Raw genomic sequence first — 25,093 nt, forward strand, 5'->3', positions numbered from 1 at the left:
GCTTTCTCATGCTCCGGGGCCGCGATCAGCGGGTGGCGCGGAGCCTCGCCAGCTGCTTCAGGACCCCGGTCAGGGCCGCCGGGTCGGCGATGCGGTACCCGGCGCGGGTCTCCCCCGGCCCGACCTTCACCCCGACGTCGCCGTCGCCGAGCACGCGGAAGGCGTCCTCGTCGGTGACGTCGTCGCCGGCGAAGAACACCGCGTCGGCACCGTGCAGGTCGCGGAGCCGGGCGATCGCGTCGCCCTTCGTGACGTGGCGCACCGCGAACTCGACGATGTCCTTGCCACCGCGCTCGAGCACCTCGGGGTCGGCCTCGTGCGCCGCGCGGCTCGCCGCCGCGTTCGCCTCGGCCGCGACCTCGGCGGAGACACGGCGCGTGTGCACCCCGTGCCCGGCGGGCTTGTGCTCGATGACGACACCCGGGAACCGTTCGCCGACCGCGTCGAGCGCCGCACCGATCCGTGCCACACGCTCGACCTCGTCATCGGACAGCGCGGCCTCGTCGTGGCCGGCCACGCGCCACTCGACACCGTGCGAGCCGACGAGCGCCATGTCCTCGGGCGCGTGGGTCACCGCGGCCAGGCTGCCGAGGGGACGCCCGGACACGAGCACCACCTCGGTGTCCTTCGCACGGTGCAGGGTCAGGACCGCGGCCCACGACCCGGGCAGCGCCCCGACCTGCGAGGGGTCGTCGGCGAAGGGGGCCAGCGTGCCGTCGAAGTCGAGGGCGACGATCAGTCGCGGCGCAGCCGCGAGCGTCTCGAGGGCCGCGTCGATGGCGGACTGGTCGGTGGTGGTCTCAGTCATCACGTGCCTCCCGGGTGTCCTCGGCAGCCCTGGCGGACTGCGCGTCCTGGTCGAAGATCGACATGTTGTCGGTCTGCGCCTCACGGTGCTGTTCGCGCGGGTCGGCGGCGGACGGGTCGATCTGGGCGTTCCGCGGCGCGTGCCGGTCGAGCGCCTCGAGGAACGAGCGCGACCAGCGCGCCACGTCGTTGTCGCGGACGCGCTTGCGGAGCGCGCGCATGCGCGTCGACCGCTCGCGACGCGGCATCTGGATGGCGCGCTCGATCGAGTCCTTGAGCGCACCGATGTCGTGCGGGTTGACGATCACGGCCTGCTTGAGCTCGTCGGCGGCACCGGCGAACTCGGACAGGATGAGCACCCCGTCGTTGTCGAAGCGGGCGGCGACGTACTCCTTCGCGACGAGGTTCATGCCGTCGCGCAATGCGGTGACGAGCATGATGTCGGCGGCCAAGTAGAGCGCCACCATCTCCTCGCGTGGGTAGCCGTGGTGCAGGTACGAGATCGGCTGGTGGCCGATGACGCCGAGGTCGCCGTTGATGCGGCCGACGCTCAGCTCGATCTCGTCACGGAGCGCAGCGTACGAGTCGACACGCTCGCGGCTCGGGCTCGCCACCTGGATCAGGGTGGCGTCCTCGACCGCGATGCGGCCGTCCTCCACCAGCTCGCCGAACGCCTTGATGCGGTGGCGGATGCCCTTGGTGTAGTCGAGCCGGTCGACGCCGAGCAGCACCGTCTTCGGGTTGCCGAGGCTCTCGCGGATCTCGCGCGCACGCTCCTGCACCTCGGGCTTGCGGGCGATCGCCTCGAAGCTCTCGGCGTCGATGGAGATCGGGAAGTGCCTGGCCTCGACGTGGCGGACCGTGATGCCCTTGCGGCTGCGCGGGGCTGCCGGGTCGTCCACCGGGACGTCGATCGTGGTGCCCTTGGTCGTGTAGCCCTTGATGTGGCGGACCGCTCGGAGGAAGTCGCTGGCGTCGTCGTGGCGCTGGAAGCCGATGACGTCGGCGCCGAGCAGCCCGTCGAGGATCTGCGCACGCCACGGCAGCTGCGCGTAGATGCCGACCGGCGGGAACGGGATGTGGTTGAAGAAGCCGATCGTCAGGTCGGGGCGCTTGGCGCGGAGCAGGGCCGGCACGAGCTGCAGCTGGTAGTCCTGCACCCAGACGATGCCGTCCTGCTCGACGATCTCGGCGATCTGCGCGGCGAAGCGCTCGTTCACGCGCTTGTACGCGTTCCACCAGTCACGGTGGTAGCTCGGGTGCTCGATGACGTCGTGGTACAGCGGCCAGAGCGTGTCGTTGCTGAAGCCCTCGTAGTACTCCTCGACGTCGTCGTCGGAGAGTGGGACGGGGACGATGTGGATGCCCTCGTTGTCGAACGGTGCGACCTCGACCTCGGCCTGCCCCACCCAGCCGACCCAGGCTCCGTCGTTCGCGCGCATCACGGGTTCGAGGGCGGTGACGAGGCCGCCCGGCGAGTGCCGCCAGCCCTCGTTGCCGTCCTGGTCGACGACGCGGTCAACCGGGAGTCGGTTGGAGGCGACGACGAACGAGTAGCGGGTCTGTTCGGTGCGGTCTGCAGGCATGGGGTGGTGTGATCTCCGTTCCGCCCGGCCGGGGCCGGGTGCGTCGGGTGCGTCGTGCGTCGGGTGCGACGGCCGGCGTGGTGCGCCGGGTGGTCCGGCGTGCTGCGCCGGGTGCGCTGCCGAAGTTACCAGCGTGGGGACAGCGTATTCACGGCGGATCGGCGGGTCCGCTACGCTGCAGGCACGTGTCGGGGGGACACGGGTGCTGGAGTGCGGCGCCGGCCTCCCGGTCGGAGAGGACCCCCAGCCGTGAGCGAGAACCCGCCCAACCAGCCCGTCCCGCCGTCGCAGCCCGGTCCGGGCCAGCCCGGTACCGGCCAGCCCGCCTGGAACGGCCAGCCCGCTTCCGGCCAGCCTGCCTGGAACGGCCAGCCCGCCTGGCAGCAGCAGCCTGGAGGCCCGCAGCAGTGGTCGGGTCAGCCCGCCCCCGCCGCGCAGCCGTCCGATGCGTTCGGTCGCTTCCTGCGGTCCGTGTCCGGTCGCGACTGGCTGGCGGCCGTGCTCGCCGCCGTCGGCGGCTGGGTCGCGGCGTACGTCGTCGCCGGGCTCTCGCTGCTCATCACCGTCGGACTGCTCGCGTCGGGCGGCAGCGGGTCGGCCGCTCCGTCCACCGGGTCCGGCACCGACCTCGGCGCGGGCTCGGCTCCCGACGTGGAGTCCCTGCTCTCCGGCGTGAGCGTCCTGCTCGGCGCGCCGGCGCAGCTCGTGGCCCTCGCCGACCTCGGCCGACTGCACCTGTCCGGGTCGATCGGGTTCCTCGGTTCCGGCTCGGGCTCGCTCGCCGTGGTGCCTGCGCTGGTGCTCGCCGCGCAGGTCGTCCTGGCCGTCGTGCTCACCCGCCGGATCCGCACGCGTGGCCTCGGCCGCACGCAGGTGCTCGTCACCGCGGTGGTCTCCGGCCTCGTCACCACCGTGCTCACGAACGTCGCGGCCGGCCTCTTCGCGATCCGGTTCCCGTCGGTGTCCGGCGCGGTCATCGAGCCGGTGCACGCCGTCGGTTTCGGCAGCATCATCGGTGCGTTCGTCATCGGGGCCCTGGCGGCACTCCTCGCCCGGCCCTCCGTCCTCGCCGGGCGCAACGTCTTCACCGCCCGCCTGCTCGGCACGCTCCGGGTCGCCGCGTCGCAGCTCACGGTCCTCGTCGTGCTGGTCGCCCTCGTCGTCATCGTCGTCGCCCTGATCGCCCAGCCGTCCTACGGCTCCGCGTTGCCGCTGCTGCTCGGGAACGTCGCGATCGGACTGACCGCGCTCGGGTTCTTCGGTGGTGTGGGGACGTCCGGCTTCGGGTCCGCCAGCGACACCGCCTCCGTGTTCGGCGGAGCCGGCGGCTGGACCTGGCTCGTCGTGCTGTTCGTCGTCGTCACCTCGGTCGCGGCCGGGCTCGCCCTCGCCGTCCGCCGCAACGACCGGATCCGCACGACGCTCGACTGGGTCGTCACGCCGCTGGTGTGGTTCGCACTCGGTCTGCTCTGCTTCGTCCTCGGCACCGGCGTCGTCTCGTACCAGGTGAGCAGCACGAGCTCCGTGGACGGGTCGGGGTCGATCGGCATCGCACCGTGGACGCCGATCGTCTTCGCCCTGTGGGGCGGCGCGATCGAGGTCGTCGCCCGGTACCTCGCCCCGGTGCTCCTGCCCCGCCTCGGCGGAGCCGTGGTGCTCCGGACGTCCCGCCTGGTCGGAGCGGACCCCCGCCCCGTCGTGCCGCCGGCGTTCCCGGCCGGGCCCGCCGCCGGCCCGGGTGCGCCCGTCGCGCCCACCGCGACCGTCGACCCGGCCACGCCCGGTGCGCCCGGCGCTCCTGCCGCCGCCGACGCACCGGCTGCCGCCGCGTGGAACACTCCCCCGGCCGCCGACCAGCACGTGCCGTACCCGCCGGCCGGGCCCGCCCAGGAGCCCGCGTACGGCGTGCAGTCGATCTCCGGCGCGCAGCCGGCGGCCGGGTCGCAGCCGCCCTACGGCACGCTGCCCCCGTACGGCGCACCACCGGCCGACGGGTCGCAGCCGTTCATCGGCGGTGGTGCCCCCGCTCCGGCACCGATGTCCCCGCGGGCCAAGAAGATCCTGGTCCGTTCGCTCATCGCCGGTGGCGCCGTCATCGTCGTCGTCATCGCCGGTGCGGTCACGACGAGCGTCCTCCGCGCCAACGTCTGGGGTCCGGCACCGACCGTGAAGTCCTACGTGCAGGCCATCGCCAGCGGTGACGCCGACACCGCCGCCGACCTGAGCGAGATCCCCGACGACGCAGCGATGCTCGACTCGAAGGTGCTCGGGAGTGCGAAGGACCGCCCGTCGGACATCCGCGTCGGCCGGGTCGCCCGGACCGGTGACACCGCCATCGCCACCCTGAGCTACACCCAGGACGGCAAGAACCGCTCCGGCCAGGTGTCGCTGCGGCGCACGGGCACCTCGTTCCTGGTGAAGGACGAGTGGCGTGTCACGCAGCCGCTTGCCCAGCAGGTGACCCTGACGGCCTCCGACGTCCTCGAGGGTGCTCCGGTGACCGTCGGCGGCAAGGAGATCGGGAAGATCAGCGACGGCAAGTTCACGTCCCTCGCCTACCCCGGCACCTACCAGGTCTCGGTCGGCGGGACGAAGTACTTCACCGGCGGCACCGAGAAGGTCGCCGTGGGTGCGGTCACGTCGGGCTACGTCGACTTCGCGCCGAAGGCGACCAAGGCACTCGAGCAGGACGCCGAGCAGTACGTGACCGACCTCATCGACGACTGCGCCGAGAAGACCGAGCTCCGGGCCCTGAGCGGCTGCCCCTGGTACGGGCCCTACGACGCCGACGGCGGCGTGCAGTACGACGTCACGTCGATGCCCGAGCTGGAGGTCGAGGCGTCCCGCGCCGGCACCGTGATGGTGACGAGCACGAAGGACGGGAGCGTCTCGTACAGCTACACCTCGTACCTCGGTGACAAGAAGCGCGGCGAGGACTCGTTCGATGTGAACCAGTACCTGAAGGTGGAGGACGGCAAGCTCGTCTCCGCCTACTGAGCAGGAGCCGGCTGAGCAGGAGCCGGCTGACGGCTCCGCAGCACCACGACGGCCGACCCGGGAGATCCCGGGTCGGCCGTCTCAGTAGGCTGACGAGCATGGTCAGGACACGGGCGTGGTGCAAGGGCGACACGGTCGAACGGGACTTCCCCGTCGACCGGATCTCCGACCTCGTCGCCGACCCGGACACCTTCGTCTGGATCGACTACACCGACCCGACGGCGGCCGACCTCGAGCAGATCGAGGAGGAGCTCGGCATCCATGCGCTCGCGGTCGAGGACGCCGTCGAGCACGGACAGCGGCCGAAGCTCGACCGGTACCGGGACAGCCTGTTCCTGGTCGTCTACGACGTGGGCGGCACGGACGACGAGGGTGACCTGATCACGCACGAGGTCAAGGCCTTCGTCACCGAACGGGCGCTCGTCACCATCCACGGGTCCGACGTCGACACCACCCCGATGGAGCACCGGCTCACGGCGAACTCCGACATCGCCGAACACGGCGTGCCCTGGCTCGTCTGGGCGCTGCTCGACGCGGTCGTCGACCGGGCCACCGACACCGTCGAGGACCTCGAACGACAGATCGATGCGCTCGAGGACGACCTGTTCGAACCGGGGGACCCCCGCGAGCAGCAGATCCAGCGGCGGTCGTTCCGGCTCCGCAAGACCCTCGGGGTGCTCCGACGGCTGGTCGTCCCGACGCGGGACAGCGTCGCCTCGTTGCTGCACGGTGACGCGGAGACGATCTCGAACGGCATCCGGCCGTACTTCCGCGACGTCGAGGACCACCTCGTCTCGATCGCCGACTCCGTCGAACAGCTCCGTGACGCCGTGTCGAGCGTGCTCGACACGACCCTGAACCTGGCGTCGAACCGGCAGAACACCGTCATGAAGAAGGTCACGAGCTGGGCGGCGATCATCGCGATCCCCACCGGTGTGACGAGCTTCTTCGGGCAGAACGTGAAGTTCCCGGGCGAGGGCGCCTGGAGTGGTCTCTGGGCCTCGCTCGCGATCATCACCGCGTCGTCGCTCGTGCTCTACCGCGTCTTCAAGACCCGCGACTGGCTCTGACCGCGCACGGCACCGGTACCGGCACCGCCTCGGCACCGGGCTCCGCCGGCGTCAGATCGCGAGCGCCAGGACCCCGGCGACCACGGTGAGCGGCGCGACGACGCACCCGAGCGCCATGTACCGGCCCCAGGACAGGTGCACGCCCTCGGCCGACAGCCGTGCGTGCCACAGCAGCGTCGCGAGCGAGGCCCACGGCGTGATGAGGCAGCCGGCGTTGACGCCGATGAGCAGTGCCGCGTACCGGACGGCCTCGTGCCCGGCGGCCGGTTCGAGCACCAGGTAGGCCGGCAGGTTGTCGATGCCGTTCGCGGCGACCGCGCCCGCACCGCCGAGCAGCAGCAGCGGACCGGCCCCGGTGCCGCCCTGCAGCGCGTGCACGATCGGGTCGGTGATGCCCGTCGTGTGCAGCGCCTCGACCACCACGAAGAGCCCGGCGGCGAACAGCAGGGTCGACCACGGCACGCGGGACACCCGGAGTTCGGACGGTGACCGGAACGCCGCGACCAAGACGAGCACCACGGCGGCCAGGACCGCGGCGATCCACACGGTCACCCCGGCCGTCAGGGCGACGACGAGCGCGACGAGCACCGCGGAGGCAGCCCAGAAGAACACCGGGTCCTTCGGCGTGCGGACGGACACCGGCGAGTAGCGGCCGAACAGCTTGCCGCGGAACACCACGAGCAGGACGACGCACGGCACGACCACCCCGGCGACCGCGGGCCAGGCCATCAGCCCGGCGAACGGCAGCGGGCCGCCGAGCCCCATCCGGTCGACGGCGAGCAGGTTCGTCAGGTTCGACACCGGCAGCAGCAGCGAGGCCGTGTTCGCGAGCCAGACCGTGGTCAGGGCGAACGGCATCGGGGGCAGCCCCACGCGCCGTGCGAGCGAGATGACGATGGGGGTGAGGAGCACCGCGGTGGTGTCGATCGACAGGAAGACGGTGCAGAGCACGGCGAGCACGACGACCGCGCCCCAGAGGCCGATGGTGCGCCCGCCACCGACCCGGGCGGCGACGTCGGCGAGGCGGTCGAACACCCCGGCGTCCGCGGCGAGCTCGGCGACGACGGTCAGCCCGAGCACGAACCCGAGGACCGGCAGGACCCGGTCGGCGAGCACGGCGAGGTCGTCGAGGGGCAGCAGCCCGAACACGACGCAGACCGCGCCGACCACGAGCAGGGCCGCTCCGATGACCGCTTGACGCACGAACACTCCTCCGGCAGACACCGCGGCAGGGTGACCGGCGGCGCTCCAATGTACGGGCCGGTAGCGTTGTCAGCACGACGACAGGAGGCCTCTGTGCGCAAGTTCATGTTCAACGGTGCGGTGTGGAGTTCGCTCATCAGCGGCTACAGCGTGCTGCAGACCACCCGCCAGGGACCGCGTGACTGGCGGCTCGCGCTGACCTGGGTCGCGTGGCTCGCCACGACGATCGTGGCGATCGGCACGGTCGTCGAGGACGACCGCGCGGTCAAGGCGCGCCAGTAGCTCGAGACGCGGCAGGGGGTCGCGGACGCGACCGGCCTGACGGACGGGAGGCCCGGTGCCAGCTGGCACCGGGCCTCCCGTCCGTCGTCCGTCCCGTGCACGGCACGCGGTCACGTCACCGGGTCAACGCTCGGACTCCGGGATGCCGGACGTCTGGATCGGTCCGGTGAAGAGCGCGCCGCGCTCGTCGTCACCGAACAGCTGCGAGTCCCCCTCTGCCGGACGTCCGCGTCGGCGCGGTGCCGCCGCACCCGGCTGGGTGAGCTGCACCCGCTGGACCGGCAGGGCGTCCGGGTGGGTGCGCTGGATCCACTCGACCATCTCCTCGCGGACGTAGCAGCGGAGGTCGAACAGGCCGCCGGCGTCGGGGGCCGTCACGAGGATGCGAACCCGGACCAGTCCTCCGACGGCGTCCGTGACCTGGAGCACCTTGACCCGGCGGTCCCAGATCGTCGAGGTGTCGAGGATCCGGTCGAGCTCCGCCCGCATGTCCGCCGGGCTCACCCGCCAGTCGAGGTCGAACTCGACGGCACCGAGCAGTTCGCTGCCGGTCCGGGTCCAGTTCTCGAACGGCGTGCTCGTGAAGTACGTCGACGGCAGCACGAACCGACGGTCGTCCCACAGGTGCACGACGACGTAGGTCAGCGTGATCTCCTCGATCCGTCCCCACTGCTGCTCGACCACGACGACGTCGTCGACCCGGATCGACCCGGAGAACGCCAGCTGCATGCCGGCGAACACGTTGCCGAGCGTGGACTGCGCGGCGAGGCCCGCGACCACGGAGATGAGGCCGGCGCTGGCGAGCACGCTCGCGCCCGCGGCCTCGACCCCGTCGAAGGTCAGCAGGATCGCGCCGACCGCGATGATGACGAGCAGGGCGACGGTGAGGCGCCGGATGATGAGCACCTGGGTGCGGATGCGACGCGCCTGCCGGTTGTCGGGGACGTCGATGCGGAAGCGGTGCAGCCCGAGGTCCTCGAGGAAGATCGCGACGTGGCACGCGAGCCAGCAGCCGACCGCGATCGTGACGATGAGGAAGCCGTGCACGACCTCGTCGCGCCACGGGTAGGCGTCGGGGTTCCGCGGGATGCTCGACGTGAACGCGATCCAGAGCAGGACCACCAGCAGCACGGTGCGGAAGGGGTGCTTCGTCCGGCGTGAGAGCACGCCGGCCCACCGTTCCCGGCGCGCGATCGCCCGGAGGACCAGGTGCAGGACGAGGGCGACGACGGCGGTCACGAGCAGGGCGAACCCGATCGCGACGAGGAGTCGGAGGAGGATGTCCATCCCTCCATGCAAGCAACGGACGACGGTCGTCGTTCAGGTTCGGGCCGCCGTCGGCTGTGCGGACGTTCAGCAGCTGCGGTTCGACCGAGCCGGGGTTTGCGTGACGCCCCGGTCCGGTGCGCATGTAGGTTCTCTCGCATGACAGCGCAGAACGACACGGGTGGCAACCGAGCGCCGGCGAACGACTTCTCGCACGAGCAGGAGGGCTACCAGCACGGTCTGAAGCCCCGGCAACTGCAGATGATCGCGATCGGCGGCGCGATCGGCACCGGCCTCTTCCTCGGTGCCGGTGGACGCCTGCACACCGCGGGCCCCGCGCTCGCGCTGACCTACCTGGTCGCCGGGATCTTCGCCTTCTTCATCCTGCGGGCCCTGGGCGAGCTGGTGCTGCACCGCCCGTCCTCGGGGTCGTTCATCTCGTACGCCCGCGAGTTCTACGGCGAGAAGTTCGCGTACGCCGCCGGCTGGATGTACTTCCTGAACTGGGCGATGACCTCGATCGTCGACACCACCGCCGTCGCGATCTACCTGCAGTACTGGTCGGCCTTCACCGCGGCGCCGCAGTGGCTGCTCGCGCTGATCGCCCTGATCGTCGTCCTCGCGGCGAACATGGTCGCCGTGAAGGTGTTCGGCGAGCTCGAGTTCTGGTTCGCCCTGATCAAGGTCGCCGCGCTCGTGGCGTTCCTCCTCGTCGCGATCATCTGGCTCGTCTTCGCGTTCCCCGTCGAGGCCGGTGGCGAGGCCGTCCGGACCGGCTTCACGATCTGGGGCGACAACGGCGGGCTGTTCCCGAACGGGCTGCTCCCCGCGGTCATCGTGATCCAGGGTGTCGTCTTCGCCTACGCCGCGATCGAACTCGTCGGCACGGCATCGGGTGAGACGCAGAACGCCGAGAAGGTCATCCCGCGCGCGATCAACTCCGTCGTCTTCCGCATCGCGGTCTTCTACGTCGGATCGATCATCCTGCTCTCCCTGCTGCTGCCGTACACGGCCTACAAGGAGGGCGAGAGCCCCTTCGTGACGTTCTTCTCGTCGCTCGGCAACCCGCACGTCGGCGCGATCGTCGGCGGCATCATGAACTTCGTCGTGCTCACCGCCGCGTTGTCGTCGCTGAACGCCGGCCTGTACTCCACCGGACGCGCGCTCCACTCGATGGGCATGAACGGTTCGGCGCCGAAGTGGACCACGAAGATGTCGAAGGGCGGCGTCCCCTACGCCGGCATCCTGCTCACCGCGGCGTTCACCGTCGCGGGCGTCGTGCTGAACTACTTCGTCCCGAAGCAGGCGTTCGAGATCGCGCTGAACATCGCCAGCCTCGGCATCATCACCGCGTGGGGCACGATCATCCTGTGCCAGATGCGGCTGCGCCAGTGGGCCAAGCAGGGGCTCGCGAAGGAACCCTCGTTCAAGCTCCCCGGGGCGCCGGTCACCGCCTGGCTGACCCTGGCGTTCCTCGCCTCGGTCATCGTCCTGATGGCGATCGACTACCCCGTCGGCACGTACACGATCGCGTCGCTCGTCATCATCATCCCGCTGCTCGTCGTCGGCTGGTTCCTGCAGCGTGACCGCATCCTGCGCATCGCCGCCCTGCGCGAGGGCGTCACGGGCCCGTACCCGATCGGCGTCCGCAACCCCGCCGCCTCGGTGCGACGCGACGGCGACGGGAGCTAGCGCTCCGCTTGTCCCCGGAACGCAAGGCCCCAGCGCCGAACACGAGCGGTCCGGCACCCGTCGCTACCATCAGCGGGTGCCGGACCGCTCTCCTTCTCCCACCCTCGACCTGCAGCTCAGCTGGCGAGGTGCCTACGGACGCCTCCGGGTGTTCGCGGATCGTCTCGAGGCCGAGACCGACTACCAGCGCGAGACGCGCACCGTGGTGCCGATGGACGCGGTGCAGGGGTGGCGCCTCGGACCGTGCGACGAGGACGCCGTCTGCGTCGAGTTCATCGCCGGGCAGGACACCTACCGGGTGCTGCTCGACACCCCGGACGAGCAGCTCGCTGCGCTGGCGATCCGGAAGGTGCTCGGCCCGCCGCTGGAGTCCTGAGGGCGCCGGGCCCCGGTTGCCCGGTTGCCCGGTTGCCCGGGGGTCCGGGTCAGTCGTCGGTGTCGACGCGGTCGGTGACGACGTCACCGGAGCCGGCGTCGATGCGCACGCTGTGCTTGGTTCCGGACAAGTCGAGCACGTCACCCTCCCAGACGACCGTGCCGACGTGGTCGTCGAGTCCGAGCTCGGTCACGGTCCCCGCGTGCAGGTCCTGGAAGGCGTCGACGGCCTGCTTGACGCTCAGGTCGGCGGCGGCGACGAAGCGCTCGTGCTCGGCCTTGTCATCGGCGTCGGCGGCCTCGGTCTGCGGGGTGCCGGCGACCGCGGAACCGTCGGCGTTCGTGTGCACCTCGTGCTCGGTGCCGTCCTTCGTCACGACCAGGACCTCGTAGGCGGAGGCGCCCTGCTCCTGCTCGACCGAGATGACGGTGCCCGAGCCCACCTCACCGCGTGCGGTGGCGACGGCGGCGAGCAGGGCCTTGTTCGAGCCGGCGGACGCCGAGCCGGACGACGACGTGCCGGTGCCGGTGCCGGTGCCGGTGCCGGCCGAGTCCGTCGCCGACGAGCCGACCGAACCGGAGCCGGCCGAGCCGGTGTCGTCGTCGGAGTCGTCGCTGGCGCACCCGGTGAGTGCGAGCGCCGCGACGATCGGCAGGGCGGCGAACGCGGCGATGCGGCGGGCGGAGGGCTTCTGGTGCTGGGTACGGAAGTTCATGTGGACGAGCATCGCGGCGGGGTGCTGAAGCAGCCCTGAAGCCGCCTGTTCAGCCGCCGAGTGCGATGCGGACGACGAACCGTGCGCCACCGAGCGGGGACGCGACCACGGTCGTGTCGCCGCCGTGCGCCCGCACGGCGTCGCGGACGATGGCGAGGCCGAGCCCCGCGCCGCCGGCATCGCGGCTGCGGGCCTCGTCGAGACGGACGAACCGCTCGAAGACGCGCTCGCGCTCGTCCTCGGGGACGCCGGTGCCGTCGTCGTCGACCGTGAGCACCGCGGACCCGTCGTGCTCGGTGAGCGACACGGCGACGCGTGTGCTCGCGTGCCGGACGGCGTTGTCGACGAGGTTCCGGACCACCCCCGCCAGCACGCGCTCGTCACCGAGGACGCGCGCTGCCGAGATCGCCGAGCCGTCCACCCGCACCGTCGGGGCGTCGCCGTCCCGCGCCGGCGCGACACCGGCCGTCGACCGCGCCCGAGCCCGAGCCACCGCGTCGAGCGCCAGGTCGTCGAGGTCGACGGGGCGCCGCGTGCGGATCCCGCCCTCGTCGAGGCGGGAGAGCTCGAGCAGCCCGGTCACCAGGTCCTGCAGGCGCACCGCCTCGGAGCGGACGACGTCAGCGAGGTCCGCCACCTCGGTCCGTTCCGGGTGCGCGACGGCGACCTCGGCGTGCTGCCGGATCGACGCGATCGGCGACCGGAGTTCGTGGGAGGCATCGGACACGAAGCGCCGCTGGCTCTCGGCGGACCGTTCGAGGCGGTCGAGCATGGCGTTCATGGTGCTCGCGAGCCGGGCGACCTCGTCGCCGGTGTCCGGCACGTCGACCCGGGCGTCGGGACGGGCCGCCCGGATCGTCTCGACCTCGGTGCGCATCCGTTCCACCGGCCGCAGCGAGCGCCCGGTGACGGCCCAGGTGACCGCGACCAGCAGGAGCACCAGCACGGGCACCCCCACGGCGAGGAGCACGACGGCGGTGCGGACCGCGGTGTCGGCCTGGTCGAGCGTGGCGCCGTAGACGAGCGTCGCCTCGCCGCCGCCGGGCAGGTCCACGTCGTCCGCCACGAGCAGCCAGCGTTCGCCGTCGTGCGTCCACCGGGACTCGTCGGCGGTCGGGAGGGCGTCCCCGTCGGCGTCCTCGCCGTGTGCGAGCACCGCACCGCCGTCGCCGATCACCTGCACCAGGACGTCCTCGTAGCCGGTCACCGCGGCCGCACCGTCCGCCTCGACCCGGGAGGACACCTGCTCGAGACCAGCCTCGGCCGAGGTCCGCACGCCGTCGAGCAGCACGAGCCGCAGCACGACGACGAAGGCGACGGCACCGATCACCAGTGCCGCGAGGACAACGGCACCGGCGCCGAGCGTGGTGCGGGCCCGGACCGACCGGGCGCGCCGTGGCCTGCTTCGTGCGGCTCCGCTCGCACGCGGCTTCGGCCGCTCAGCCACCGTCCGCCGCCAAGCGGTACCCGGCACCACGGACCGTCTCGATCGCGGCGCGCCCGAACGGTCGGTCGAGCTTCCGGCGCAGGTGCCCGACGTACACCTCGACGATGTTCGGGTCGCCCTCGAAGTCGACGTCCCAGACGTTCTCGATGACGTCGCGCTTCGACCGGACCTGTCCCGGGTGCCGTGCGAGGTACTCGAGCACGGCGAACTCTCGGCTGGTCAGTTCGACGGGGGTCTCGCCGCGGGCCACGGTGCGCGCAGCGGGGTCGACCACCAGGTCGCCGAGGGTCAGCACGGTGGGGCGCTCACGGGCACCCCGTCGGACGAGCGCCCGCAGCCGTGCGACGAGCACCGGGTGCGAGAACGGCTTGGTGACGTAGTCGTCGGCCCCCGCGTCGAGCGCCTCGACCTGGTCCCACTCGCCGTCCTTGGCCGTCAGCATGAGCACGGGGGTCCAGTCGCCGTCGGCGCGGAGCTGCGCGCACACGGCCCAGCCGCTCAGGCCCGGCATCATCAGGTCGAGCACGATCGCGTCGTAGCGGAACTCACGCGCGTGCCACAGACCGTCCACGCCGTCGTTCGCGACGTCGACCGCCCACCCCTCGGCCTCGAGGCCGCGGCGCACGCCGTCGGCGAGCCGGACCTCGTCGTCGACCACCAGCACCCGCATGGGGTCGATCCTGCCGTGCCCCGCTGAAGCAGGGCTGAAGCGGCCCGCCAGCGCGGCTCGCGACGGTGCCCGGGGCGGACGGGAGGCCCGTGGCGGCGCCGCCACGGGCCTCCCGTCCGGCGGTGGTCCGGACCAGGGCCGCCGACCCGGCGTGCTCAGACCAGCAGCAGGATCCCGGCGATCACGGACGCGACGGCGATCGCGAGCGCGATGAGCAGGAGCACGAGGTGCACCGTGTAGAACGTCGTCGGCTTGCCGGCGGCGTCGCGGGCACGCGAGTCCTTCGCGACGCGCTGGAAGAAGCGCGGCCAGGTGACGACGTTGAAGACGGCGCCGATGAACAGGACGACTGCGGCGAAGACGAGCACGGGACGATCCTAGTGAACGTCGGCGACGACGATGCCGGGCGGGTGGTGCTCGGCCGCCCCCAACGCGGCCGAGTCCCGACCCGGCAGGCCACAGGATCTGTAGCACTTGCTACAGACTGTACACGGCCTGTTCGGCAGCGTCGAGGGACTACGCCGTCTCGAGCGCGGCCTCGGCGTCGGCGAGGGCGGCACGCTCGGCGTCGGTCAGGGACGCCCGTGCTCCCCGGACGCCGTCGTTGATCTCGACGATGCGGCGGCTGAGCCGGGTCGCGGGGTCGTCGGTCGGCGGGTAGGCGTTGTCCACGCCGATCCGTTCGTGCAGCGGCGCCAGGCGGCGGAGCGCATCGTCCACACGGCGGGCACGGCGGCGGCGGGAGATACGGTGCCCGACGACGAGCAGGAGCATGCCGGACGCCACGCACAGCACGGCTCCCGGCGTGGTGACGTCGTAGGGCAGCGAGAGCGCGTGCGTGACGTCCAGGTCGCCGGCGACGTGGGCGACGTCCATCACGACGACCACGACCATGCGGACGACCCCGAGCACCCCACCGAGGACCAGGACCCACAGCCCCACCAGGTCGGTGGTCGTCCGGGCTTCGCGCAGCCGGAGCACGCAGATGAAGCCCGTCGCGCCGAGGGCCACTCCGAGGTACACCGTCTGCGCGATCGAGTAGACGGTGGCCGCCGGGTGGGAGCCGGCGTCGAGCATGAAGGTCGTCGTGGTCGCGGGTTTGTCGAGCACGGTGAACGCGACGACGACCACCACGACGACCACGGCGAAGGACACGACGACCGCGTTCCGGAGCCAGGGCCGCGCCGCGCCGACCGCCTTCGCCACGCCCCACAGCAGCGTGCTCGTGCCGGCCACCATCAGGCAGTCGCTGATGACGGTCACGACGTTGAACCCACCGAGCAGCGGGTCGAGCCACCGGTACAGCGGGTCGACGTTCGTCACGATGGTGGCGGCGAAGAGCAGGAACGTGAACGCCAGGGTGCGGTCCTGCCCGCGTTGCAGGACCAACAGCACGATCGTCCCGACGATGAGCAGCACCGCCTGGACGACGGCGACGATCACCCGAAGACCCCGCGGAAGGCGCTCGGGCGGCCGCGGTGCTGGCGGATCACGGTGGCCAGACGGTCGGCGAAGACCTCGGCCTCGTGCTCGTAGGTGTTCGAGAACAGCCCCCGGGCGAGCGCCCGCTCGACCTTGTACTCGGGCAGGTCGGGGATGACGTCACGGATGTAGGCGCTCTGCGGGGCGTGCTCCTGGTGCCGGTGCAGGACGTGCCCGAGCTCGTGCCCGATCACGAACGACCGGAACGTCGGCGAGGTCGTCGGCGAGATCATCACGAGGTGCGCGTGCTCGAGGGTGGCCACGAAGCCGCACACGGGTTCCGCGGCCAGGAACGACTCCTCGCGCACCACGATCGGCTTGCCGACGACGTCAGCGGCGGCGGCGACGGCCTGGTCGACGTCCGACCACCCCTCGGCGGCACCACGAGCCCAGAACGCCTCGACGAGGGCGTCGGTCATGCGACGCTCCCCCGCTGCGATTCCTCCTCGAGCACCTCGGCGATGCGCCGCAGCGCGTCGGGTGAGAGCTCACCGGGGAAGGTCCGGGCCGCGAAGCCGCTCACCCGGGCGGACCGCAGGGACCGGACGAGGGCGAGCTGGGCACCGATCCGTTCCGGTACCTCGCTGTCCTCGAGCAGGAAGCGTTCGTCGACCTCGAAGTACCCGGCCAGCAGGCGCAGGAGCTCGGTGTCGCGGTTGCGGCGGCCGTCGCCGGAGAGCATGTAGGTCCACTTCGCCCGCGACAGCGAGCCGCCGTGCGCCGCGACGTACTCCTCGATCGAGGAGAACGGCACCGGGGCGCCACGCTGCGACTCCTCGAAGTCGAGGAGCAGGTTGAGGCGGCGCGCGAGCTCGGCGGCGTCGAGCGCCCCGCCCTTCAGATCACCCGTGTCCATCTCGGACTCCTCCCCAGCCGTGTCCGCGCGACCTGTGGGTCCGGCGCGTGGACGCCATGCTAGCGCGGGTGCCCGGCACGCGCGCCGCTACCCTCGTGGGCATGCCCCGCCGCTTCCCCGCCACCGTCGCGGCACCGGTCGAGCACGAGATCGTCATCACGAAGTCGCGGTTCATCACGACCGTGGCACCGGTCTCCGGCGTCGAGGACGCCGACCGCGTGATCGCCGAGGTCCGCCGTCGGTACTGGGACGCCCGGCACAACTGCACGGCGATGGTCACCGGCGTGCTCGGCGACCAGGCCCGTTCCTCGGACGACGGCGAGCCCTCCGGCACCGCGGGCGTCCCGATGCTCGAGGTCCTGCGACGCCGCGGGCTGACCGACGTCGTCACGGTCGTCACGCGGTACTTCGGCGGGGTGAAGCTCGGTGCCGGCGGACTGGTCCGGGCCTACTCGACCTCGGTGTCCGAGGCGCTCGACACGGCGGTCGTCGTCCGTCGCGAGGCCCTGACGCAGGTGCGCTTCGACGTCGACCACGCCGACGCCGGGCGGCTCGACAACGTGCTGCGCGACTGGGTCCGGCACCACCACGCGACGCTCGGCCCGACCGACTACGGGCAGGCGGCGACCTTCGAGGTGTGGGTCCCCCACGAGGCGCTCGGCGCCCTGACCGCCGACCTCGCCGCCGCGTCGGCCGGTTCGCTCGAACCCGTCATCGGCGAGGAGCGGATCGTCGACGTCCGCGCCGGCTGACGTCCCCGCGGACGCAATTCGCGGTTCCTGCACGCCTCGGGCGTGTCTCCGCGTCGGCGTGGAAACCTGCCCGGAACGCACGAACGCCCCGACTCGATGAGCCAGGGCGTTCGTCCTGCGGTGCACCCCCTCGGACTTGAACCGAGAACCCACTGATTAAGAGTCAGTTGCTCTGCCAATTGAGCTAGAGGTGCATGTTCCGGCTTCCGTGCCGCAACGGGAATCAACAATAGCATGGGTTTCGCGCGCCCACGACCACTCGCGGGCGCACGACGCGAACAGGAGCACCATGACCGACCGTCTCGTCCCCGGCGACACCGCCCCCGACTTCACGCTGCCCGACCAGGACGGCGTCGAGCACTCCCTCGCTGCCCTCCGCGGCAAGAAGGTCATCGTGTACTTCTACCCGGCGGCGTCCACCCCGGGCTGCACCACCGAGGCCTGCGACTTCCGCGACAACATGTCCTCGCTGCAGGCCGCCGGCTACGAGGTCCTCGGCGTCTCGAAGGACGAGCAGGCGAAGCTCAAGACGTTCCAGCACGAGCAGGCGCTGACCTTCCCGCTGCTGAGCGACCCCGACCTCGCCGTGCACAAGGCCTACGCGGCGTGGGGTGAGAAGAACAACTACGGCAAGATCGTCACCGGCACGATCCGGTCCACGATCGTGGTCGACGAGGACGGCACCGTGCAGCTGCCGCTCTACAACGTCAAAGCCACCGGGCACGTGGCGAGCCTGCGGAAGAAGCTCGGCCTGGTCTGAGGGCCGGCCACGCACTGGAGGCCCGGTGCCGGTTCCGAGAACCGGCACCGGGCCTCCAGTGCGTGGCGGACCAGACCGTCTACTCGGCCGGACGCGCGAGCGCGGCCGTCACCGACCGCGACAGCACCAGCGTGATGCCGAGCAGGGCCGGGACGAGCAGCACCCAGCCGACCGCGGCGACCCGGAAGACGCCCTGGAACGCCCCGATCGCGATGGCGCCCTGCAGGACCTGCCAGACGATGATGCCGGAGCGCACCCACGCCCGGCCCTGCCACAGGCCGTTCAGCAGCGCACCGAGCCAGAGCGCAGCGATGGCGACGAGGACGGTGAGGGCGATGCCGGACGCGATGCTCGTGGCCGGGGCGACGACCAGTTCGACGACCAGGACGACGGTCACGACCACCACCGCGAGGAACTCGAGGCCGACCACTGCGAGCAGCCCCAGCATCGCCGGCGACCGACGCGCGACGGGTGCGGAGGGTTCGGTGTCGTTCGGGGTGTCGTCGTGCACAGTGATCCTCCAGCATCGGAACCCTTGATTTGGCCCTACCAGTATGGAACGATATTGGAGGTCGTTTGGACGGCACGATGTGGTGTGCGTCTCCCGTGGTTCATCGCTCCTCCCCCGAGCGTCTCGCGGGCGTCAGACACGCTTCCTGCGGACTCCTCCCCACAGTTGTCCCCTCCATGCCGCATGCATGGTCAGCGGTCCGATCCCCCGAGCCACGGCCCCGGCCTGCCGTTCGAGCATCGACATCAAGGAGCACCACACATGGACTGGCGTGACAAGGCTGCCTGCCTCACCGCAGACCCCGAGCTCTTCTTCCCCGTCGGGAACACCGGGCCCGCCGTCGACCAGATCGAGAAGGCCAAGTCGGTCTGTGCGCGTTGCACGGTCACCGAGATGTGCCTGCAGTACGCACTCGAGAACAACCAGGACTCGGGTGTCTGGGGTGGTCTCAGCGAGGACGAGCGTCGCGCGCTGAAGCGTCGCGCCGCCCGCGCTCGCCGCGCGTCCTGACCCCGGTCGTCTGACACCACGACGCCCGTCGTCCCCTCGGGGACGGCGGGCGTCGTCGTGCGCGCGGGGCGGGATTCTGCGGCACCCGGACTACGCGGCGGGGGCGGTCAGCCAGCGGAACGGGATGGTGATCGTCACCTCGGTGCCGCTGCCCGTCAGGGTGTGCCAGTCGATGGTGCCGCCGAGCTCGCCCTGGATGAGCGTGCGGACGATCTGCGTGCCGAGCCCCGAGCCGACCTTGCCCTCGGGGAGCCCCACGCCGTTGTCGCGCACCTCGATCTCCAGGTGGTCGTCGAAGCGGCGGGCGACGATCTCGACCTCGCCGTCACGGCCGTCCAGCCCGTGCTCGACGGCGTTCGTCACGAGCTCGGTGAGTCCGAGGGCGAGCGGCGTCGCGGCCTCCGACGGCAGCACCCCGAACTCGCCGGTCTTCTTCGGGTGCACGGTGGTGTTGTGTGACGCGGCGACCTCGGTCACCAGCTTGAGCACCGAGTCGAACACCTCGTCGAAGTCCACCGTCTGGCTGAGCCCGCTCGACAGGGTGTCGTGCACGACGGCGATGGCGGCGACACGGCGCATGGCGTTCTGCAGCGAGGTCCGCGCCTCGTCCGAGTGCGTGCGACGTGCCTGGATCCGCAGCAGGGACGCCACCGTCTGCAGGTTGTTCTTCACGCGGTGGTGGATCTCGCGGATGGTGGCGTCCTTGGTGATGAGCTCGCGCTCCTGGTGCCGCAGCTCGGACACGTCGCGGCAGAGCACGATGGCACCGATGCGCTCACCGTGGTCGCGGAGCGGGATCGAGCGGAGCGACACCGTGACGCCCTTCGACTCGATGTCCGCCCGCCACGGTGCGCGGCCGGTGACGACGAGCGGCAGGGACTCGTCGACGTCGAGCTGGGCACCGATGAGCTCGGTGGTGACCTCGGCGAGGGACTTCCGCTCGAGCTCGCCCTCGAAGCCCATCCGGTTGAACGCGCTCAGGCCGTTCGGGCTCGCGAACGTGACGATGCCGGCGGTGTCGAGGCGCAGCAGGCCGTCGCTGGCCCGGGGCGCACCACGACGGGGGCCGGCCGGTGCTCCGAGGTCGGGGAAGTCACCGGTGGCGATCATGCCGAACAGGTCGTTCGCGCTCGCGGTGAAGTTGAGCTCCTGGCGGCTCGGGGTCCGCATCTCGTCCTGGTTGGAGTGCCGGGTGACGACGGCGATCGGCCGCTCGGTGGTCTCGGCGCTCTTCGCGCTCAGGCGGCGGAGCACCGGGATCGCGCGGACGCGGGTCGGGGTGTCCTCGTACCAGTCCGGCTCGGCGGAGTCGACGACGCGTGACCCGGCGAAGCTCTCGGTCACCTGGCCGCGCCACTCCTCGCGGATCTCCTGGCCGACGATGTCCCGGTAGAACAGCGTCGCCGCGGAGCTCGGGCGGGCGTGGGCGACGGCCACGAACGAACCGTCCTCGGCGGTCGGGACCCAGAGCACCATGTCGGCGAAGGACAGGTCGGCGAGTAGCTGCCAGTCCCCCACGAGCAGGTGGAGCCACTCCACGTCTGCTTCCGAGGAACGGCCTTGCGCGAGGACGAGGTCACTGAGGGTCGACACCCAGCCAGTCTAGGTCCGCTGCCTTGTGGAGAACGTCGCCCTCTCCACAGGGCAGACCAGTGTGTATTTCGTATGTCGCACGCCCCATACGCTCGCTCCAACGACGGAAGGGGCAGGGGTGGCAGAGCAGGCACGCCGCATCGATCACGAAACGACGACGGCGCACCCGCCGCCGCTGCGGATCGTCGAACCGGCACCGGAGCCCGCCGTGACCGGCCTCGCGGACCCGGCGACGACCGCACGGGCGCTCGGGCTCTGCGTCGCCGAGGTGCTCACCGGCGCACGGGAGGTCGACAGCATCGCCCGGTGGATCAGCGACGACGTGCAGCGCCACCTGCAGCAGCGGGCCGCGGTGGCCGCGCACGCCCGGGGCTCCGGTCGGCGGGCACGCGGACGACCGGTGCTCCGGGTCGGTAGCGTCCTCGTCTGCCGCCCCGCGGCGGGCGTCGCCGAGGCGACGGTGGTCGTGCACACGCGCAGTCATGCGCGAGCGGTCGCCATGCGGCTCGAAGAGCGGCACGGAAGGTGGCAGGCGACCGCGATCGGCGTCCTGTAGCCGGGTGGCGGACGGACGGGAGGCCCGGTGCCAGCTGGCACCGGGCCTCCCGTCCGTCGTCGGTCACGCTTGGTGAGCAGGAATGGTCGGGTCCCGACATGGGACCCGACCATTCCTGCTCACGATGCGCTCGCGCGCGGACGCTAGTTCTTCTTGGCCGCCTGGCGACGCTCGGCGCGGTTGCTCGCCGCGGCCTGACCGGAGGCGGTGGCCGCGTTGCCGAACGCGGAGCCCTGCTCCGGCTCGGCGGCCGCTTCGGCCTCTGCCTGGGCTCGCTGCGCACGAGCGGTCGCGGCCTGCTCGAGGCGACCCTTCTCGTCGCGGACCTCGACCTCGCCGTCGATCGACGGTGCCGAGTACTCGAGGCCGGAGACTTCGTCCTCGCCGAGACCCTTGGCCTCGATCACCGCGTTCTCGCCGTCGGACTGCACCTGGACCTCGAGGTTGAACAGGTAGCCCACGGACTCTTCGCGGATCTGCCCCATCATCGTCTGGAACAGGGCGTAGCCCTCGCGCTGGTACTCGACCAGCGGGTCGCGCTGCGCCATCGCGCGGAGGCCGATGCCGTCCTTCAGGTAGTCCATCTCGTACAGGTGGTCGCGCCAGCGGCGGTCGATCACCGAGAGCACCACGCGACGCTCGAGCTCACGCATCGCCTCGTCGCCGAGGAGCTCCTCGCGCTGCTGGTAGGCCAGCTTGGCGTCGGAGAGGATCTCGCGGGCCAGGAAGTCACGCGACGCCTTGCCCTTCGAGCCGGCCTCGGTGATCACCTCGTCGATGGAGATCGAGATCGGGTAGAGCGTGCCGAGCTCGGTCCACATGGCGTCGAGGTCCCAGTCGTCCGGGGAGCCTTCGCCGGTGTGGCTGTCGATCACGTCGTCGATAACGGCCTTGAGGAACGACTGCGCGCGGTCGTGCAGGTCGTCGCCCTCGAGGATGTGGCGGCGGTCGCTGTAGATCGCCTCGCGCTGGCGGTTCAGGACGTCGTCGTACTTCAGGACGTTCTTGCGGATCTCGGCGTTGCGGCCCTCGACCTGCGCCTGGGCGGACCGGATCGCACGGCCGACGAGCTTGTTCTCGATCGCCAGGTCGTCCGGCACGTTCGAGCGGCCCATCAGGCTCTCGGCGGCACCGGAGTTGAACAGGCGCATCAGGTCGTCGGTCAGCGACAGGTAGAAGCGGCTCTCGCCCGGGTCACCCTGGCGGCCGGAACGACCACGCAGCTGGTTGTCGATGCGGCGCGACTCGTGGCGCTCGGTGCCGAGCACGTACAGGCCGCCGACGGCGCGGACCTTGTCGCCCTCTTCCTCGACCTCGGCCTTGACGCGGGCGAACACGTCGTCCCACTCGGCCTCGTACTCGTCGGGGGTCTCGGTCGGCGAGAGGCCCTTGGCGTGCATCTCCTGCACGGCGAGGAACTCCGCGTTGCCGCCGAGCATGATGTCGGTACCACGACCAGCCATGTTCGTCGCGACGGTCACGGCGCCGAAGCGACCGGCCTGGGCGACGATCGCGGCTTCACGTGCGTGGTTCTTCGCGTTGAGGACCTCGTGCTTGACGCCCTGCTTGGCGAGGAGCTTCGACAGGTACTCGGACTTCTCGACGCTCGTGGTGCCGACGAGGACGGGCTGGCCCTTCTCGTGGCGCTCCGCGATGTCCTCGGCGACCTGCTCGAACTTCGCCTTCTCGTTCTTGTAGACGAGGTCGGTCTGGTCGATGCGCTGCATCGGCTTGTTCGTCGGGATGGGCACGACGCCGAGCTTGTAGGTCGACATGAACTCGGCCGCCTCGGTCTCGGCGGTACCGGTCATGCCGGAGAGCTTCTGGTAGAGGCGGAAGTAGTTCTGCAGCGTGACGGTGGCGAGGGTCTGGTTCTCGGCCTTGACCTCGACACCTTCCTTCGCCTCGATCGCCTGGTGGATGCCCTCGTTGTAGCGGCGGCCCATCAGGATGCGACCGGTGTGCTCGTCGACGATGAGCACCTCGCCGTTCATCACGACGTAGTCCTTGTCCTTCTTGAACAGGGCGACGGCCTTGATGGAGTTGTTCAGGAACGAGATGAGCGGGGTGTTCGCCGACTCGTACAGGTTCTCGATGCCGAGGTAGTCCTCGACCTTCTCGATGCCGGGCTCGAGGACACCGACGGTGCGCTTCTTCTCGTCGACCTCGTAGTCCTCGCCCGGGGTGAGGCGCTTGGCGATCGAGGCGAACTCGGTGAACCAGCGGTTGGCCTCGCCCGAGGACGGACCGGAGATGATGAGCGGCGTGCGGGCCTCGTCGATGAGGATCGAGTCGACCTCGTCCACGACGGCGAAGAAGTGGCCGCGCTGCACCATGTCGGACGCCTGCCACGCCATGTTGTCGCGCAGGTAGTCGAAGCCGAACTCGTTGTTCGTGCCGTACGTGATGTCGGCGGCGTACTGCTCGCGGCGCTCGGCCGGGGTCTGGTTCGCGATGATGCAGCCGGTGGTCATGCCCAGCGCGCGGAAGACGCGCCCCATGATCTCGGACTGGTACGACGCCAGGTAGTCGTTGACCGTGATGACGTGCACGCCGCGCGACGGGATCGCGTTGAGGTACGCGGCGGTCGTCGCGACGAGGGTCTTGCCCTCACCGGTCTTCATCTCGGCGATGTTGCCGAGGTGCAGTGCCGCGCCGCCCATGAGCTGCACGTCGAAGTGCCGCATGCCCAGGGTCCGCTTCGCGGCTTCACGCACGGCGGCGAACGCCTCGGGCAGGAGGTCGTCGAGGGTCTCGCCGTTGGCGTACCGCTCGCGCAGCTCCTTGGTCTCGTCGTGGAGTTCCTCGTCGGTGAGGCTCGAGAAGTCGTCCTCGAGGTCGTTGATGGCCGAGGCGTACGCCTTCAGCCGGCGGAGGGTTCGTCCTTCGCCGATGCGGAGGACCTTCTCCAGCACGTTTGCCACGTGAACTCCTTACGAGGTCGTCGCGCGCGACCTGCACGCCCGATCGACCAGTCATGCTAGCAACCCGCGAACCCACGGCGCTGTGAGCGGCGCGGCTGTCGCGGACACGGGTGTGCGCGGCCCGCGAACGGACCGCGCACACGGTGCGGGACCGGAGGTCCCGAGTCGGATCAGGCGATCGCGGCTGCGCGCTCCGCGTCGGCGTCGACCGCGGCCGGTGCCTGGCCTGCGGGCACCTCGTCGATGCCGATCACGCCGTAGTCCCAGCCCTTGCGTCGGTACACGACACTCGGACGGCGGGTCTCGGCGTCGAGGAACAGGTAGAAGTCGTGCCCGACGAGCTCCATGTAGTACAGGGCGTCGTCGACCGTCATCGGGGCGGCCTCGAAGACCTTGTGCCGGATGACGACCGGGCTGTAGACCTCGTTCTCGTCCTCGGCGGCCTCTTGGTCGACGACCGGGACGGCACCGGTCGCGACGTCCTCGATGAGCTTGCCGTCGGCCGGGACGACGCCCATGCCGTCGAACCCGCTGCCGGCGGCCTCGGCGACCGAGGTGGGGCGGTGCCGGCCGTGGTGCACCTTGCGGCGGTCACGCGCCCGACGGAGGCGTTCCATGATCCGCGCGAAGGCGAGGTCGAAGGCGGCGTACTTGTCCGACGCCGCGGACTCGGCCCGTACGAGCGGCCCCGGTCCGATCAGCGTGAGCTCCACGCGGTCCTCGCCCTGGCTGCCGCTCGACTTCTCGTGGTGGCGGCTGATGCGCACCTCGAAGGCGAGGGCGCGGTCGGCGAGCACGTCGATCTTCTCGGACTTCTGTTCGACGTAGGTGCGGAAACGGTCGGTGACCCCGACGTTCCGGCCCGTGATCGTCACGTCCATGTGGCGGCTCCCATCCAGTGTCGGCGCGTCGCCTCCGTCCGGCGACCCGAACGCCTTGTCGCGAGGCTAGACCCGGCGCACCCTCGGCGTCACGGGGAGGCGGCGAGTCCGTCGGACACTCACCGGACACACAGCGGCCACCGGGTGTTCACCGATC

Annotated in this window: 24 protein-coding genes and 1 tRNA gene; 9 read left to right on the forward strand and 16 right to left on the reverse strand. The window is 71.1% G+C overall.

The genetic code is table 11. The annotated features are described in order from the left end of the window. Positions 1–25: 25 nt before the first annotated feature. Together otsB and otsA are read right to left on the reverse strand one after the other, a co-directional pair. Positions 26–808 carry a trehalose-phosphatase gene (gene otsB, locus DEI96_RS11435; protein ID WP_111024376.1) on the reverse strand — a complete coding sequence of 261 codons (783 nt, stop codon included), beginning with the start codon at positions 806–808 and terminating at the stop codon, positions 26–28. After that, on the reverse strand, positions 801–2,393 hold the full coding sequence (gene otsA / locus DEI96_RS11440) for an alpha,alpha-trehalose-phosphate synthase (UDP-forming) (RefSeq protein WP_071405817.1): 1,593 nt from the start codon (positions 2,391–2,393) through the stop codon (positions 801–803). Before otsA ends, otsB begins: the two co-directional genes overlap by 8 nt. Positions 2,394–2,642: 249 nt before the next feature. On the opposite strand from otsA, the gene DEI96_RS11445 reads away from it, so the two are divergent. Both DEI96_RS11445 and DEI96_RS11450 read left to right on the forward strand, forming a co-directional pair. Further along, complete coding sequence (locus DEI96_RS11445) at positions 2,643–5,390, forward strand: hypothetical protein (RefSeq protein ID WP_111024375.1); 2,748 nt, start codon at positions 2,643–2,645, stop codon at positions 5,388–5,390. Positions 5,391–5,488: 98 nt separating this feature from the next. Next, positions 5,489–6,460 (forward strand): magnesium transporter CorA family protein, encoded by a 972-nt coding sequence (locus DEI96_RS11450; protein ID WP_111024374.1) that lies wholly within the window; start codon positions 5,489–5,491, stop codon positions 6,458–6,460. Between the two features lie 51 nt (positions 6,461–6,511). Here the strand turns inward: DEI96_RS11450 and DEI96_RS11455 are convergent, their stop codons facing one another. Next, positions 6,512–7,663 carry an SLC13 family permease gene (locus DEI96_RS11455; RefSeq protein WP_111024385.1) on the reverse strand — a complete coding sequence of 384 codons (1,152 nt, stop codon included), beginning with the start codon at positions 7,661–7,663 and terminating at the stop codon, positions 6,512–6,514. A gap of 93 nt (positions 7,664–7,756) precedes the next feature. Here DEI96_RS11455 and DEI96_RS11460 point away from each other — a divergent pair, with 93 nt between their 5' ends. Further along, positions 7,757–7,945, forward strand: coding sequence for a hypothetical protein (locus DEI96_RS11460; protein WP_027466522.1), 189 nt, complete (start codon positions 7,757–7,759; stop codon positions 7,943–7,945). A 123-nt stretch (positions 7,946–8,068) separates the two neighbouring features. Here DEI96_RS11460 and DEI96_RS11465 read toward each other — a convergent pair whose 3' ends face one another. Then, entirely contained in the window at positions 8,069–9,232 is a 1,164-nt protein-coding gene (locus DEI96_RS11465) for a mechanosensitive ion channel family protein (protein ID WP_111024373.1), read from the reverse strand. A 138-nt stretch (positions 9,233–9,370) separates the two neighbouring features. On the opposite strand from DEI96_RS11465, the gene DEI96_RS11470 reads away from it, so the two are divergent. Beyond that, positions 9,371–10,903 carry an amino acid permease gene (locus tag DEI96_RS11470; protein WP_111024372.1) on the forward strand — a complete coding sequence of 511 codons (1,533 nt, stop codon included), beginning with the start codon at positions 9,371–9,373 and terminating at the stop codon, positions 10,901–10,903. A gap of 76 nt (positions 10,904–10,979) precedes the next feature. Continuing rightward, complete coding sequence (locus DEI96_RS11475; RefSeq protein WP_128780676.1) at positions 10,980–11,279, forward strand: hypothetical protein; 300 nt, start codon at positions 10,980–10,982, stop codon at positions 11,277–11,279. A 49-nt stretch (positions 11,280–11,328) separates the two neighbouring features. On the opposite strand, the gene DEI96_RS11480 is transcribed toward DEI96_RS11475, so the two are convergent. The 7 genes from DEI96_RS11480 to DEI96_RS11510 all read right to left on the reverse strand — a co-directional run bounded on the left by DEI96_RS11480 (position 11,329) and on the right by DEI96_RS11510 (position 16,449). After that, positions 11,329–11,994, reverse strand: a complete 666-nt coding sequence (locus tag DEI96_RS11480; protein ID WP_181440567.1) for a PepSY domain-containing protein — start codon at positions 11,992–11,994, stop codon at positions 11,329–11,331. 49 nt (positions 11,995–12,043) lie between these two features. Then, complete coding sequence (locus tag DEI96_RS11485; protein WP_111024369.1) at positions 12,044–13,441, reverse strand: sensor histidine kinase; 1,398 nt, start codon at positions 13,439–13,441, stop codon at positions 12,044–12,046. Beyond that, complete coding sequence (locus DEI96_RS11490; RefSeq protein ID WP_110865386.1) at positions 13,434–14,111, reverse strand: response regulator transcription factor; 678 nt, start codon at positions 14,109–14,111, stop codon at positions 13,434–13,436. Before DEI96_RS11490 ends, DEI96_RS11485 begins: the two co-directional genes overlap by 8 nt. A 155-nt stretch (positions 14,112–14,266) precedes the next feature. Continuing rightward, entirely contained in the window at positions 14,267–14,479 is a 213-nt protein-coding gene (locus DEI96_RS11495) for an SCO4848 family membrane protein (protein WP_027466517.1), read from the reverse strand. 148 nt (positions 14,480–14,627) lie between these two features. Further along, positions 14,628–15,554 (reverse strand): hypothetical protein, encoded by a 927-nt coding sequence (locus DEI96_RS11500; protein WP_111024368.1) that lies wholly within the window; start codon positions 15,552–15,554, stop codon positions 14,628–14,630. Further along, on the reverse strand, positions 15,551–16,012 hold the full coding sequence (locus DEI96_RS11505) for an ImmA/IrrE family metallo-endopeptidase (RefSeq protein ID WP_111024367.1): 462 nt from the start codon (positions 16,010–16,012) through the stop codon (positions 15,551–15,553). The genes DEI96_RS11500 and DEI96_RS11505 overlap by 4 nt, the downstream gene beginning before the upstream one ends. After that, positions 16,009–16,449 (reverse strand): hypothetical protein, encoded by a 441-nt coding sequence (locus DEI96_RS11510; protein ID WP_051596928.1) that lies wholly within the window; start codon positions 16,447–16,449, stop codon positions 16,009–16,011. Before DEI96_RS11510 ends, DEI96_RS11505 begins: the two co-directional genes overlap by 4 nt. 101 nt (positions 16,450–16,550) lie before the next feature. Between DEI96_RS11510 and DEI96_RS11515 the strand changes: the two genes are divergently transcribed. Then, complete coding sequence (locus DEI96_RS11515) at positions 16,551–17,201, forward strand: YigZ family protein (RefSeq protein ID WP_502866281.1); 651 nt, start codon at positions 16,551–16,553, stop codon at positions 17,199–17,201. A 121-nt stretch (positions 17,202–17,322) separates the two neighbouring features. On the opposite strand, the gene DEI96_RS11520 is transcribed toward DEI96_RS11515, so the two are convergent. Further along, a tRNA-Lys gene (locus tag DEI96_RS11520) sits at positions 17,323–17,395 on the reverse strand. Positions 17,396–17,490: 95 nt separating this feature from the next. Here DEI96_RS11520 and bcp point away from each other — a divergent pair. Beyond that, complete coding sequence (bcp, locus tag DEI96_RS11525) at positions 17,491–17,961, forward strand: thioredoxin-dependent thiol peroxidase (protein ID WP_027466512.1); 471 nt, start codon at positions 17,491–17,493, stop codon at positions 17,959–17,961. Between the two features lie 79 nt (positions 17,962–18,040). Here the strand turns inward: bcp and DEI96_RS11530 are convergent, their stop codons facing one another. Beyond that, positions 18,041–18,472 (reverse strand): hypothetical protein, encoded by a 432-nt coding sequence (locus DEI96_RS11530; RefSeq protein WP_111024366.1) that lies wholly within the window; start codon positions 18,470–18,472, stop codon positions 18,041–18,043. Between the two features lie 261 nt (positions 18,473–18,733). Here DEI96_RS11530 and DEI96_RS11535 point away from each other — a divergent pair, with 261 nt between their 5' ends. After that, complete coding sequence (locus DEI96_RS11535) at positions 18,734–18,982, forward strand: WhiB family transcriptional regulator (RefSeq protein WP_017888820.1); 249 nt, start codon at positions 18,734–18,736, stop codon at positions 18,980–18,982. Positions 18,983–19,072: 90 nt separating this feature from the next. Here the strand turns inward: DEI96_RS11535 and DEI96_RS11540 are convergent, their stop codons facing one another. Next, entirely contained in the window at positions 19,073–20,575 is a 1,503-nt protein-coding gene (locus DEI96_RS11540; RefSeq protein WP_110865382.1) for a sensor histidine kinase, read from the reverse strand. Between the two features lie 118 nt (positions 20,576–20,693). Here DEI96_RS11540 and DEI96_RS11545 point away from each other — a divergent pair, with 118 nt between their 5' ends. After that, entirely contained in the window at positions 20,694–21,131 is a 438-nt protein-coding gene (locus DEI96_RS11545) for an Rv3235 family protein (protein ID WP_111024365.1), read from the forward strand. Positions 21,132–21,274: 143 nt separating this feature from the next. On the opposite strand, the gene secA is transcribed toward DEI96_RS11545, so the two are convergent. Together secA and hpf are read right to left on the reverse strand one after the other, a co-directional pair. Then, entirely contained in the window at positions 21,275–24,055 is a 2,781-nt protein-coding gene (gene secA, locus DEI96_RS11550) for a preprotein translocase subunit SecA (protein WP_111024364.1), read from the reverse strand. 170 nt (positions 24,056–24,225) lie between these two features. Further along, positions 24,226–24,936, reverse strand: a complete 711-nt coding sequence (hpf, locus tag DEI96_RS11555) for a ribosome hibernation-promoting factor, HPF/YfiA family (RefSeq protein ID WP_111024363.1) — start codon at positions 24,934–24,936, stop codon at positions 24,226–24,228. Positions 24,937–25,093: the final 157 nt, after the last annotated feature.

It is taken from the genome of Curtobacterium sp. MCLR17_031 (assembly GCF_003234775.2).
In the GTDB taxonomy this organism is placed as follows: Bacteria; Actinomycetota; Actinomycetes; order Actinomycetales; family Microbacteriaceae; genus Curtobacterium; species Curtobacterium flaccumfaciens.